This window comes from Salibacterium aidingense DSM 18341, assembly GCF_000429685.1.
GTDB lineage: Bacteria > Bacillota > Bacilli > Bacillales > Marinococcaceae > Salibacterium > Salibacterium aidingense.
The window spans coordinates 241,824-256,282 of sequence record NZ_AUCI01000001.1; the positions used below are offsets into that span (position 1 = coordinate 241,824).

The window sequence follows — 14,459 nt, forward strand, 5'->3', positions numbered from 1 at the left end:
TTTCACGGGGTATGGCCTTCCGCCTCCTTGAACGAGTCTCAGGGGCTTATCCTGCCGGGGCTTCGCCTTATTCTTTCCCGCAGGTGCCCGCCCGCCTTTCACTGCTTCTTCGAAATAGCATATTGATTATATATGTCCTAAAATAATTATACTTTCTTAGCTTCTCAAAAACAGCGGTTGAGCACCTTCAACCGCTGTTCTTTTGATCCCGCCTTTTTATAAGTACATAGGGGACAGGATTAATTAGCCATTTTGGCAGCATCACGCAAAAAAATTCCCGAACGGATTCACAGCAGAAGGGGCTGCCCCCAAAGGTTTGCGGAAAAATAACCTTTGCGGGGCACTACCAGAACGTTCGGAAATATATTGTTTTGGGATGGTTTTTCTTTCATTATCCACGAAATGGTACGAGCTGTTCATTGATGGCGGCCGTACGGCTGTAGACCTGCTGATATATCTGGAACAGTTCTTTATAGGCTGCCACTTCCTGCGGGCGGGGCTGGAATACTCTATCCTCTTCTATAAAAACATCAGCACATTCCTGAAGACTTGAAAATCCTCCGCTTCCGAAGGCCGCTAGCATGGCTGCTCCTACACCGGGTCCTTGTTCGCTCTTCAATTTTACAATGGTGGCATCAAAAATATCTGCCTGCATCTGCAGCCATGTATCATTTTTCGCCCCGCCGCCGATAGAAATGATAGTATCAATTGTTTTTCCGCTTTCTCTAAATATTTCTACCGATTCTTTTAAAGAGAACGTAATGCCTTCCATGACAGCCCGGACAAAATCTTTTTTGGTATGGGAACTGTCTACCCCAATAAAGCTGGCACGGATAGCAGCATCGGCGTGGGGAGTTCGTTCTCCATCAAGATACGGGGTAAACAGCAGTCCGTTCGCTCCAGCAGGGAGGTGCTCTACACCCTTCACCATATCTTCAAACGTCTCCTCTTCGGCAAATACATCTTTAAACCAGCGGAGACTGTTACCGGCGGACAGCGTCACGCCCATGGTGTAATAGGCTCCCGGGGCTCCATGATTAAAATAATGAACTTTTCCTTCAAAGTCTTTGGAACCGTCTGCTTCATACGAAAGAACAACGCCAGATGTACCGATACTGCAGAATGTCTTCCCTTCTGATAATATTCCTGAGCCCACCGCACCACAGGCGTTATCCGCTCCGCCTGCAATAACCGGCATATCGGAAGACAGTCCTGTTTTTTCCGCAACAGCAGAGGAGACGGTGCCCACCCTCGCTGTAGATTCCACGAGAGGGGGACATAAAGACAAATCTACCCCAAACGTTTCACAAATGTCCCTGCTCCACTCCCGATGCAATATATCCAGCATCAGGGTCCCGGCCGCATCGGAATAGTCCATATGAATCCGGCCGGTAAGTGTATACCGCAGGTAGTCTTTAGGAAGCAGGAAAGTACGGGCGTTTTGGAATAGCTCCGGCTCCTTTTCTTTTACCCAGAGCAGCTTAGGAAGAGTAAACCCTTCCAATGCCGGATTTTTAGTAATCTCTAATACACGCTCTTCTCCCAGCGTTTCGTTAATTTCCCGGCATTGCTTCGTCGTTCTCGTATCATTCCAGAGAATCGCGTTCCGGAGCACATCATTCTTTTCATCCAATAATACTAATCCATGCATCTGCCCGGAAAAACTTAACCCCTTAATCTCCTCCTGTTTTCCTTCAAACCTCTTCATCAATGCTGCCAAAGCATTTATCGTCTGTTCCACCCATTCGGCCGGGTTCTGTTCGCTGTAGCCCGATTGGGGCTGCAGAAGGGAAAGAGGCTTGGATACTTCATCGACGGCTTCTCCTTTTTCATTCACCAACAGAACCTTCACCGCACTGGTACCAAGATCGACTCCAATAAAAAATTGCATAACTCCTGCTCCTTTACTGGGAAAATTCGGTAAGCAAATATTGATTAAGGACTGACTTTATTTTTTCAAGATGTCCGGATTGATGCTCAATCTTTGTTAAATCCAGCGCATGATTTTCCAGTTGGGGAAGGTCCGTCTTATTTTGAACAATAGCGGAGCCAATACCTTCTGAATAACTGCTGTACCGTTCTTCCAGAATGTTTTCCAGTGCTTTGTCTTTCAGCAGACGCTGGGCAACTCTTAACCCTACCGCATAACTGTCCATGCCGGCGATATGGGCGTGGAACAGATCTTCCGGTTTGAACGAACCTCTGCGGACTTTTGCATCAAAGTTCAGACCGCCTTTTCCTAATCCTTCGTTTTTCAGAATTTCATACATGGCAAGAGTCGTAGAATATAGATCTGTTGGAAACTCATCTGTATCCCACCCCAATAATAGGTCACCCTGATTCGCATCGACCGAACCAAGCATGTTATGAATCCGGGCATAATGAAGTTCATGTTCAAACGTATGACCGGCCAGCGTGGCGTGATTAGCTTCAATATTGAACTTAAAGTGGTCCGTCAGATCGTAGTTCTGTAAAAAAGCATACCCGGTGGCCACATCAAAATCATAAAGGTGCTTCATCGGCTCTTTTGGTTTAGGTTCAATTAAAAACTGACCGTCGTATCCAATTTCTTTGGCATAATTTACGACCATATGGAAAAATCGGCCTAAATTATCAAGTTCAAGTTTCATATCTGTGTTCAACAGCGTTTCATAACCTTCGCGGCCGCCCCAGAAGACATAGTTTTGCCCTCCGAGTTCTTTGCCGATTTCCAGACCTTTTTTCACTTTAGCCGCGGTATAGGCGAAAACATCTGCATTGTTGGATGTCGCGGCGCCATGAATAAAGCGGGGATGTGTAAAATTATTCGCTGTATTCCACAACAGCTTTGTTTTGCTGTCTTTCATATAGTCTTTAATCATACTTACAATAATGTCCAGATTTTTATTCGTTTCTCTTAATGTATTTCCTTCCGGTGCAATATCCACATCATGGAAACAGAAATAAGGAACCCCCAGCTTTTCAAACATTTCAAATGCTGCTTCCACCCGGGCCTTTGCTAAATCCATTCCCGTATATACATCCCACGGCCTCTCCATCGTTCCGACGCCAAAAGGATCTGATCCATCTTCCACAAACGTGTGCCAGTAGGCCACCGCAAAACGCAGATGTTCTTCCATCGTTTTCCCATTTACCTGCTCGTTTGGATTGTAGTATTTAAATGCAAAAGCGTTCGTTGAATGTGGTCCTTCGTACTGTACGTTATCCATTTGATTAAAATAGGCCATTGATGGTTCCCCCTAAAATCGATTTCATTTTATTATAACTTTCTAAAGTTACTTTGTCTATCAGATAAACAAAGTTCGAAACGCCATTTCCCTTAGTCTTCTTCCAACCATAAGATACTGGTTACACCTCTCGGGTAGTATTTGCTTCCTACAATTTCTCCTGATATGATTTGGTCACTCCAGCTCCAGACGGATAACGTGGGATGAGTCAGCCACGTTACGTGGGCAGCATCGGCTTTTCCATCGTCTTCCTCCTTCAAACCAAGTATCTTCCTTGCTATAAACTGGGAAAGATAGATTTTACTCAGCCAAGAATTATTACTGGTCGATGAAATTTTCCATCCACCGTCTTCAAATTTGCAGCTTCCTTCTTTCAGTACGGTTTGCAGATGCGTACTTAACACATGGAGGTATTCACGAAATCTTCCTTCTGGATCCAATGCTTCCTGATTGTTTGTGTAATAAGGAAAAATCAGGCCCTCGATGGCCGGTATGATTTTAGAATCATTGTTTTCTCCAATTACAGCGGGAATATATCCTTCAGAGGTGACGTTCGAGACGATCGTGTTTGCCGTTTTTTCCGCCTGTTCTCCCGCTTCTCTGCTTAATTCCGGTTCCCCATTTTCTTTAAATATTTTTTCAAGTGCCACATAGGAAGCCCAGATTTTCCCTCCCAGATAGACATTATTTCTCGCCTGGCCTAACGAAACATCCAGGCTGTCATATGTGGTGATTTCAGCACCACCCCTAACTCTGCTGGAATCCAGCCCCATAAGGCCATTACGTTTTGCGGGATCAGGATGGTCACGGTGAAGCAGGCTTTCAAAGGTTTGCTTAAAAATCGCAACATTCGTTGTCATCCATTTCTCATCCTGGGTCTGCTCTACATAAACGGACGCTGTTAAAATCCAGTTCACCAGCTGTTCATGTGTCATATGGGAAAAACAGCCTTCAATCCCGGCCAACTCATAGGCAGAATAATGCGGGCGGCTGATCGTATTGGCGATCCCCATATCATGGGTGAAACTGATTCCGCCGGGATGCAGCTGCTCTTCCCCGGGAAAACGCACCTGATCGATATAACTGTACCGTTGAATAAACATGTCCAGTTCGTTTCTTACCGTCCAGGGATTCATTTTCAGCTCGTAATACAATTGGTCCACTGTCAGATCAAATGTGTTCATCATGCGGTACTCCCCTTCATTCACCACCCAGAAGGGTTTACCATCATAGAAGAGAAGCTGCGTGCTGCCGTAATAACTGCGAATGGAATGTGCCATCATAAATTTTTGATCGGCAGACAGGTGAGATGCCTCCACCAAGCTATTGGAAGATAGAGCTCTTTCTTTTAAATCCTGAAAATGAGCGGTGGCAAATTCCGCCACCTCCTCGATACTGGAAAAATAGTTGGTATAGTAATACGAGGTATCCAACCCAGCTGTTGCCGTTCCGCCCCGGTAAAAACATACCGCAAACGAATAGGATGCTCGTTGTCCCGCAGGCACTTCCATTACCATAGCACCCACTGTTCCCAGCCCAAAAGTCCAATTCTCTTTATATTCTGTTGTTAGTATATCTTCGAGGCTGAAATGCAGGGCGGAGGAAGCATCTCCTGAAGACGCAACAGCTGTCACCCGTCCTTCCCCAACTCCACTGACTTGATCTGAGGTATCATCAAGCCTTCTCATAGAGCTGTAAGGGTCACTTCCCTCATACCCGAAAAAGGCCTTTCTTGGATAAGTCCCTTTCGTATTATCGATCGTTACTTCCGCCAAAACGGCAGGCACTAGGGAGAGTTTCATTTCGCCGTCAGAGGCTGTTTCCGGATCGGGGACAGGCTGTGCCTGTGAATAAATAGTGAAAGCAAGGTCCCCGGCTTCCCATGTATCTGTCCCCACGTTGAAATCCCGCTTCACCTCATTTCTTGGAAACGAGTGAATAATGTCCGGCTTATCAGGATCCGGGTCTGGATTTTCCATATCATACCGCTGACTTTCATCTTCATTTTCACCAAAAAAAGGGAGAGCATAATAGATGCCGCGGTCTTCCCGGGATTCCAGACCTATGTAGACATTTTTTCGAGGAGACCGGCCGAGCTCCAGGTCCAGACCGCCTCCATTACCAGGAAACCCTAACGTGAAGCTTGAAAAAGCTCCAATTGGAGAGTGATGGGCATTAAAAAAATGATTGTTTTTCATCCTATACCTACTTTCCTGTTGTATAGTGAAAATATTTGAAATCTGCCGGAGTTCCGGCTCCACTCAAGTCCTGGCTGCACATTCCAGTGAAGGTGCCTGTAAAGCGTATGTAATCTGCATTATCATCGGATAAGTGAGAAATATCCGCTTCCCCGCCGATTTTTTCCCATTCCTCTCCATCCGTAGAATAATAGAACTGCAGCCGCTCCCGGTTGACGATTCCTTTAAGATAAATGGGTCCTTCTTCCGGCAAGGAAATTTTCCGGACGATCTCCTCATATTTGCCGGCTGTCGTTTCAATGATTCCTAAACATCTTCCCATTTCCTCATCATGACTGACGTTAAGATACACGTGGTCTTCTGTATCGTAATAAAAAATAAGACCGGCCATCTGCTGAAAATACTCCGGAGAAAACTCCAGACATGTTTCGACTTCCGCCTCAAAGCTGTCCAGTCTCCTGGCGAGTAAACTTTGACGATGAAGAGAGTTCAGCGATTCTCCGCCTTTTAATCGGAGATAGCCTTCTCTTTCCTTTATAGAAACCCAATCATTGGTGAATGGGCGCCGCAAAGATTTCCAATGGTGCTTCAGGTTTTCACCGGTAAAATCATCAACATTTTCTTCCTGCTGCGGTAAAAATTCTTCGAGATCCGGTATTTCCACCTCTGTTTGCGGGGAGCTTCCCCCTTCAACACGGATCCAGTCATCTGACGTCCAGTAACATTTCTGTAGTGCTGTTTCTCTTCCGAGGATGCACCGGCCGTCTTTTACGGGGCGCCCGCATAGATGAGCAAGATACCATTCGCCCTGCTGTGTTTCGACCAAGCTTCCGTGCCCGCCCTTCTGCAAATAGGCATCGGTTCTATGAGATGTCAATACAGGGTTGGTTGGATCTACTTCATAAGGGCCGAAAAGAGAAGGACTGCGTGCGATGGTTACGGCATGTTCGTAACCAGTTCCGCCTTCTGCTGTCACTAAATAATAGTAGCCATTCCGCTTATACACGTGGGGAGCTTCCGTCACGCCAAGTTCTGTCCCCTTGAAAACATTAGTGACCGGTCCGACAAGCCTTCTTTTTTCCGGAGAATACTGCTGAATAACAATCCCGGCAAAAGAGTGGTTTCCGGATCGATAATCCCACAGCATATTTAACAGCCATTTGCTGCCGTCTTCGTCGTGAAACAGAGAAGGATCAAACCCGCTGCTGTTCAAATAGATGGGTTCAGACCATGGCCCTTCTATATTTTCAGCTGTTACTAAGTAATTATGGGAGTCTTTATAAGCTCCTGTTCTGCTTTTCATATCTGTATAGATGAGATAAAAAAGACCGTCCGAATAGCTGAGACATGGGGCCCACACCCCGCCGGAATCAATATTTCCTATCATATCAAGCTGAGACCTTCTCTGTAATGGCGAGGGCAGAAGCTCCCAATGTTCCAGATCCTTCGAATGGTAAAGTTCCACCCCTGGAAACCACTCAAAGGTAGACGTCGCGATAAAATAATCATCTCCCACCCTGAGAATAGAAGGATCAGGATGAAAGCCCGGAAGTACTGGATTTACTATTTTCTTTGTCATGTTACAGCCGCCTTTCTGTAAGGGTATTCAACAATTGCTATCCTTTTACCGATCCTGCAGCCAATCCCTTGATAATTTTTTCCTGAGCAACAAAATATACCAGTAACAATGGAATGCTGGCTAAGGAAAGGGCCGCCATCAACCCCGGAATATTAACAGAAAACTCTCCATAAAATTCCCTTAACCCAATCGGGAGCGTGGCCGCTTCATCTGAGTTCGTCAGAACCAAAGCAAAGATAAATTCATTCCATATATGAATGAAATTGTAAATGGCGACTGTGGAAGTGGCTGGTATCAATAAAGGAAAAAGAATCTTCCAGAACAGTTGAAAATGTCCACAGCCATCAATTTTTGCAGACTCTTCCAGTTCTTTCGGCAGTTCTGACATAAACTGCGTATAAATAACCACCGATATCGGAAGAGCAAACGCAACATAAGGACCTATCAATCCCCATATTGTGTTATAAAGCCCCAGATTCTGTGTCAGCAAAAAAATTGGGATTAACGTGGTATGAATGGGAATCATCATTCCGACCATAAATAACAGCAGCAGCGGCCGGTTTAACTTGAATTTCATTCTGGAGATGGGATAACTGGCCATAGCACCGAAAATAATAACCAGCACGACCGATATCACGGAAACTACTAAACTATTCCAGAAGAAATGAAAGAAGTTGGTTTCGAACAAGGCGGTATAATTTTCAAAGGAGAAGTTCTCTGGTAATGCCCAGGGGGCAGAACTGAATTCTCCCTGATCTTTAAACGATGTATTCAGCATGATGAAAAACGGGAGCCCTGTGAATAAAAGAATAAGAATCGCAACGATGTACAGCGGGGTCTGCTTGATTTTTTTCAGCATATCAATAATCCGCCTTTCGTTTGTTGTCTAACGTGATAATAATTACCGTAACGATGAATGCGATGATAAACATCATGGAAGACACCGTGCTCCCATATCCCATGTTAAAATTGGTAAAGGTTTGATCATACATATACGTAGCCATTAAATCCGTGGCATTATTAGGGCCTCCGCCTGTCATGATGTATATTAAGTCAAAATACTTCAAAGCCCCGATAATGGACAAAATAGCAGATGTCACGATAATTGGTTTCAACAGCGGAAATGTGATGTTTGAAAACCGCTTCCATCCCGTCGCACCATCGATGTCCGCCGCCTCATACAATTCTTCCGGAATTCCTACAATCGCAGCTCGGAATAGAATCATATAAAACGGGGCGAACTGCCAGCAAATCGTCACGATGACCGCCCAGATTGCTGTATCCTCATTACCAAGCCACCCGCGCTGCAGGGAATCCAGCCCTACGGCTCCAAGCAGCTGGTTAACCAGCCCAAAGTTGGCATCGTAGATATAGATGAAAAGAATACCAATGGCAACGGTAGACATCAGAAACGGCATAAAGTACACCGTGCGGAATAACCTCATTCCTTTCACCGGACTGAAGAGTAATAAAGCCATGATCAGCCCGAGAGGTATCTGAGTAAATAAGGACGCAGCAATGAGCAGGGTATTATTCTTTAATGACTGCCAGAAGGTTAGGTCCTGAAATAATGTAATGTAATTCTGAATCCCGATGAAATCAAAGTTCGCATCAATTCCTGACCAGTCAAACATACTGTAATAAAAGGTCATTCCGATGGCATAGACGACGTATAACCCGTATATAATTAGAGCCGGAGCCATAAAGCCCAGAATCACCAGGAATTTTTTTCTTTTTTCTTTTTTTCTATATGTGCCTGCACTTGTATTTAATTGCTGACTCGGTTCGTTTATCGCCAAAAGAAGTTCACCTCTATTTTAAGGAGTGCATCAGGCTGTAGGAAAACAGCCTGATGCAGCCAAGTTATTCGTCCAACGTTTCCTTCGCTGTTTCTTCCACTTCCTGCGCTGCTTCCTCTGGAGTAATTGATTGGCCGAATAGTCCCTGCGTGGTATCTAAGTGGACCTGCGCTACCTCCGGAGGCAGCGTCTGATCATAAAACGTCTGCAGGTAATCTGCTTCATTCAGCGTATTGCTTAACCGCTCCACATAGTCATCTTCATAATCTACACCCTTGATGGCTGAGATATTTCCGCTTCGGTTAGATAATCCCTGCGCCGTTTCCTGACTGCTCAATTCCTTTAGAAGCTCGACAGCGAGCTCCGGATTTTCGGTTTTTTCAGAAACTGAAAATGCGGGACTTACACCGCCGACAGCATGATTCTGACTACCTTCTCCGCCTTCAATCTCAGGAAACAAGAAGTAATCTAAATTTTCCTCGAATTCAGGCATTTCATCTCTTACGTTATTCAGCATGGCACCGCTGTTCATGATTTCCATTGCCGCATCTCCGGAATACATCAGCTGCCTGGACTGCCCATTGTCGTAATTCATTCCATTTACACCATCAGGAAAAGCACCCATTTCAACCAATTCCTGAATTTTTTCTCCCGCTTCGACATAGGCTTCATCATCAAATGTTCTGCCGGAACGATTAAACGCTTCATCGAATAAGTCCGGGCCTCCCGTGCGCTCCGCTAAGTACATAAGATAGAACGCCCCGGGCCACTGGGGTTGATTTGCCAGGGCAAACGGAATAATATCATTGGCCGTTAACGTTTCCACAACCTCTAACAGCTCATCATAAGTTTCAGGTACTTCCAGGCCATGCTCTTCAAATATTTCTGTGTTATACCATACAGGAGTAAGTTCCATCCCTACAGGCACCCCGTAGATTTCATCATCAAAGGTGACTGTATCAAGGCCTGTCTGTAAAAATCTATCCGTTTCCACATCATCCGTTACGTTCATGACCTGATCGGAATTGACAAAGTTTTCAAGCCAGCCGCCTCCCCAGGAATGGAAAATATCGGGCGGAGAATTTCCTCCCATCGCTGTGATTATCTGTTCTTTATAGGCATCATTCTGATACTGGTTCAATTCCACCGTCACACCGTCATGCTCTTCTTCAAATCGATCCGCCGCTTCCTGCAGCACTTCCTGGGCATTACCAGTTTCAATATGCCACACCGATAATACGTCGTCGCCTTCGGAAGCAGCATCCTCAGAACTATCTTCTTCCCCGGACTCTCCCCCGGACTCCGATTCTCCGTCCGGTGTTTCCATGTTCTCCGAGGAAGGCTGGCATCCGGCAGCCATCAACAATACAGCTCCCATTAAAAGAAATAATAGATTTTTCAAAATAAACAAAACCCCCATCCTTTTTGATATCGCTTACAAAATACAAAAAATAAAAAATGCTCCATCTGGCCTTTCGTCTGTTATCGCCCTCCTTCACATAATGATAGCTGTTTAGTTAGTTTGTTCATCCGATAAACTTAGTTGTTTTATTACATAGTAACTGATGTTTTTTTATTTTACAAGTCATTTTTAGATAATTTATTAAATCATTTTGGTTCCACTTTAAACGTTTATCTAGGAACCATAGTAAATGGAATGAGGAATATTGTCAATTTAATAAAACAATGTTCTATATTATAAAATATATTAGTATAAAACAGACCTAAGGGCATGGCCGTTTCAGCCATGCCCCTGTCCCCCGCTGTTTTAAAAAAATATTCAATTAATAGTTAGGTCAAAAAGTTAATAACTTTGGCTGCAGCTTCTTCAGCATCAGACCCAACGGCGCGGACAGTTACCTGATCTCCATTTTGAATATGCATACTAACCAGGCCAAGCAGGCTTTTCACATTTGCCTCGACCACATGCCCTTCCGAACGATTCATCAAATAGACTTCCGATTTGAATGGCTGAAGCAGCTGCCCCAGTTCTATCACCGTCTGATTTTCCTCAATCTGAATGATAATATTTTTCTGAAACTCTTCCATCCTTACCTCCTGCCGCTTTCATTTGTATTCATCCTATCCTCGGAACGACGGTAAAAACATCGAGAGTTCCGGAATAAATATAATAATAAACAAGGTGATCAGCATCGCTATGAAAAACGGAATAATTGCTTTTGACAGTTCTTCCAGCGACAACCCGGAAATCCCGGAGCCGACAAACAAATTAACGCCTAACGGCGGGGTGATAAACCCTATTGCCAAATTGACAATCATAATGATCCCAAAGTGGACAGGGTGATATCCGATATCTGCCGCAATCGGGAGAAGAAGCGGCGTTAATATAATAATAGCTGCAAGTGTATCCATAAAGCAGCCTACTATTAATAACAGTAAAGTGATTAATAAAATTAGTACAATTGGATTTTCAGAAACGGACAGCATACCATCGGCCACCTGACTTGGAATCTGTTCGCGCGTTAACAACTTTCCAAAGGCGGTGGCGGTCCCCACGATAATAAGAACCGTCGCTGTAGTTAAAGCACCTGCGGAAATAACCCCGGGTAATTGGGTAATGCTTAATTCCCGATGTAATACCATACTGACAAATAGTCCGTAAACAACAGCAATCACTGCCGCCTCTGTTGGGGTAAAAACGCCTCCGTAAATCCCGCCCAGGATGATCACAGGGATAAGCAGCGCCCATTTGGCGTGCCAGATTGTTTTCCCAAATACTCTCCAGGAAAAAGCTTCATCGGAAGATTTATAGCCCATTTTTTTCGAATAATAATAGGCATAGATAATTAAGCCTATGGCTACAATGATTCCTGGCAGGATACCTGCGATAAATAAGTCCCCGATCGAGGTGGAACCGACTACACCATAAATAACCATCGGAATACTTGGTGGAATAATAACCCCTAACGATCCGGCAGCGGCCACCGTTGCCGTCGCAAATCGTTTATCATACCCCATGCGCACCATGGCCGGAATCATAATTCCCCCGATAGCCGCAACCGTAGCAGGAGCCGAACCGGAAATCGCAGCAAAAAACATACATGTAATAATCGTTGCAATCGCAAAACCGCCCGTTTTATTTCCTACAAGAGCATTGGCAACGCCGAACAATCTGTCCGTGATGCCGCCTCTTCCCATTATCTCTCCCGCAAGAATAAAGAACGGCACCGCCATTAATGGAAAGGAATCCACAGACGTTACCAGTTCCTGCGCTAGAAACTCTACCGGCATTGCCCCGGAATAGGTAATCGAAATGAGCGTCGCCAGACCCAGCGCAATCCCTACCGGCACACTTAATAATAAAAGGATCGCAAAACTAACAAATAAGATCGCTGCTGTCATTGAAGTTCCTCCTAACCTTTCGGATCCGGACGCTCATTTTGGTTCACATCTTCTACCAGATCTTCCTGATCCTCTAACGCTTTTTGATGCTCCATTTCCACTTCAAAGGAGTCTTTTCCAAAGAGGGCTTTCCCCTGTTTCAAAAGCTGCTGTATTAATCTTATGACCGTCAGTCCCATACCAGCAGGAGTCGCCAGATAAACCACCCCCATAGGGAGATGAAGGGCCGGGGACTGCTGTCCCAGTTCCCATATACGTAACGCTATATCCTGACCATAATAAATAATAACGATAGCAAAAATCATAAATATAAGATTGGCCAGCATATTCATCGCAATTTTTCCTCGTTGTTTAAAAAAAATCAGCATGGCATCTACTTTAATATGTCTCTGTTTTTTCACCCCGTAGCTGATGCCAATATAAACGAGCCAAATGAAACAATATCGTGCCAGTTCCTCCGACCAGGACAAGGAGTCCCCCATGACATAACGCATAAATACCTGCATCGCGATAACAACAACCATGATCGAGGAAAACACAACGAGCAGAAATTCTTCAAAATGTTCATCCAGCCAGCGTACAACGCGCATTCATTCCACCTGCCTTCTTCTTCTTAACAAGAAAAGATAAACAAAACAATGAGCTTCTAAAACCATTAAAATAATAATTCTTTTCCGATCTTTTCTATTCTTATGAAGGGAAGGAACTGTGACGGACAGTCCCTTCCAATTTCTATTTATTCTACACTTTCCTCCGCTTCTTCTACAGCTTCATATACTTCATCCACGAAATCCGTACCGATATCTTCGGCATATTGATCAATAACAGGCTGGACAATATCTGCCATTTCAGAACGGGCCTCATCCGACACTTCTGTTATCTCCATGCCTTCTTCCTCAAGACTGCCAAGAAGCTCTTCGTTGGCTTTACGATTCTGCTCCCGCTGGAATTCGCCGGCTTCCACTGCGGCGTCTTTCACAATAGTCTGATATTCATCCGGAAGGCTGTCATAAAACTGTTTACTCATGAGAAAAACAAATGGACTATATACATGATGGGTATCGGAATAGTAATCCTGTACTTCATAAAACCCTTCCAGATAGATGGTTGCCAGCGGGTTTTCCTGTCCATCCACCGTTCCTTGCTGCATGGCCGTGAACAGCTCGCCAAAGGCCATTGGGGTAGGATTGGCTCCCAGTTCTTCAAAGGCATCCAGGTGCAGGTCATTTTCCATCGTACGGAGGGTAAGACCGTTAAAGTCTTCTGCTGTTTCTACCGGGTGCTGACTGTTTGTAAGATCACGGAATCCGTTTTCCCAATAGGCTAACCCAACCATTTCTTCTTCTTCTAATTTATCCAGCAGACGGTCCCCGATTTCTCCATCCAGTACTTTATCCGCTACTTGTTCATTTGGAAATAAGAATGGAAAATCAAATACAGTAAATTCTTCCACAAAATTGGCCATGGGAGCTGTAGAAGGAATGGTCACCTCCTGGGTATTCAGCTGCAATGCTTCCATCATCTCCCGGTCATCACCCAGCTGACCGCTGTGGTATGTTTCTACATGAATATCTCCATCTGTTTCTTCTTCTACAATATCTTTAAACTCAAGCAGCCCTTCATATTGGGGATGTTCGTTATTAAGTCCAATCCCCGCTTCAATAGTGTAGGATGCTTCACCATTTGAATCGTTACCGTTTTCCGATGCTGTATCTTCTCCTTCGGAAGCGCTTCCATTTTCGGAATCCGCTTCTTCTCCTCCTCCGCAAGCTGTAAGACCAATCAGTGTAAGCGAGAATATACTTGCCAGAAATACTTTTTTCATTTTCCTCCCCCTCAAGATTATAAATAATAATTTATATGGAAGAACCAGCAGCAGTGTATACAGCTCCCGCTGATTCACACCAACATTGTTCGGTAAGTATGTACTTTCCATTCGAATGGCACTTTCCGGAGAATAGACTCCCGGAGCAGGTTATCTGCTGGGCAGCGGACCTTCTCCTCTGCCGACGCATCCATTGGATGGAGCCACTTAGTTAAAACGCTTTCATAAGTCCTGTTAATCAACACAACAAATTCATCATCCAAGACTAATTCTATGAGGACAGAAGATATTTCTCCAGTCGTCCAGTAAATGGAAACCATGTCAAAATTATTTTCGATTAATCTTATTATACAATAAAATATTTTTCAATCAACCCGTTAATAGAAAAAAATTTTTTTGATATGGAACCGCTTTATCTGTAAGATAAAGATAAAAGATATTTCCATAGACTTCAGTCCATTCTGGAAT

General features: G+C 44.5%; 11 protein-coding genes. All 11 read right to left on the minus strand.

The features are described 5' to 3' along the window. Nucleotides 1-391: 391 nt before the first annotated feature. Nucleotides 392-1,891 (minus strand): xylulokinase, encoded by a 1,500-nt coding sequence (xylB, locus tag G475_RS0101165; protein WP_026699690.1) that lies wholly within the window; start codon nucleotides 1,889-1,891, stop codon nucleotides 392-394. Between the two features lie 13 nt (nucleotides 1,892-1,904). Further along, entirely contained in the window at nucleotides 1,905-3,227 is a 1,323-nt protein-coding gene (gene xylA, locus G475_RS0101170; RefSeq protein WP_026699691.1) for a xylose isomerase, read from the minus strand. 92 nt (nucleotides 3,228-3,319) lie between these two features. Then, a complete protein-coding gene (locus G475_RS0101175) occupies nucleotides 3,320-5,425 on the minus strand; it encodes a glycoside hydrolase family 52 protein (RefSeq protein WP_026699692.1) in 2,106 nt (701 codons plus the stop codon). Nucleotides 5,426-5,432: 7 nt separating this feature from the next. After that, complete coding sequence (locus G475_RS0101180) at nucleotides 5,433-7,004, minus strand: glycoside hydrolase family 43 protein (RefSeq protein ID WP_026699693.1); 1,572 nt, start codon at nucleotides 7,002-7,004, stop codon at nucleotides 5,433-5,435. Between the two features lie 37 nt (nucleotides 7,005-7,041). Further along, nucleotides 7,042-7,863 carry a carbohydrate ABC transporter permease gene (locus tag G475_RS0101185; protein WP_026699694.1) on the minus strand — a complete coding sequence of 274 codons (822 nt, stop codon included), beginning with the start codon at nucleotides 7,861-7,863 and terminating at the stop codon, nucleotides 7,042-7,044. 1 nt (nucleotide 7,864) lies between these two features. Then, a complete protein-coding gene (locus G475_RS0101190) occupies nucleotides 7,865-8,803 on the minus strand; it encodes a carbohydrate ABC transporter permease (protein ID WP_026699695.1) in 939 nt (312 codons plus the stop codon). A gap of 64 nt (nucleotides 8,804-8,867) precedes the next feature. Beyond that, nucleotides 8,868-10,205 carry an extracellular solute-binding protein gene (locus tag G475_RS0101195; protein ID WP_026699696.1) on the minus strand — a complete coding sequence of 446 codons (1,338 nt, stop codon included), beginning with the start codon at nucleotides 10,203-10,205 and terminating at the stop codon, nucleotides 8,868-8,870. A gap of 389 nt (nucleotides 10,206-10,594) precedes the next feature. Further along, nucleotides 10,595-10,852 (minus strand): HPr family phosphocarrier protein, encoded by a 258-nt coding sequence (locus G475_RS0101200; RefSeq protein WP_026699697.1) that lies wholly within the window; start codon nucleotides 10,850-10,852, stop codon nucleotides 10,595-10,597. A 33-nt stretch (nucleotides 10,853-10,885) separates the two neighbouring features. Beyond that, on the minus strand, nucleotides 10,886-12,166 hold the full coding sequence (locus tag G475_RS0101205) for a TRAP transporter large permease (RefSeq protein ID WP_026699698.1): 1,281 nt from the start codon (nucleotides 12,164-12,166) through the stop codon (nucleotides 10,886-10,888). 11 nt (nucleotides 12,167-12,177) lie between these two features. Then, nucleotides 12,178-12,756 (minus strand): TRAP transporter small permease, encoded by a 579-nt coding sequence (locus tag G475_RS0101210; RefSeq protein ID WP_026699699.1) that lies wholly within the window; start codon nucleotides 12,754-12,756, stop codon nucleotides 12,178-12,180. Between the two features lie 146 nt (nucleotides 12,757-12,902). Next, entirely contained in the window at nucleotides 12,903-13,991 is a 1,089-nt protein-coding gene (locus G475_RS0101215; RefSeq protein WP_026699700.1) for a TRAP transporter substrate-binding protein, read from the minus strand. Nucleotides 13,992-14,459: the final 468 nt, after the last annotated feature.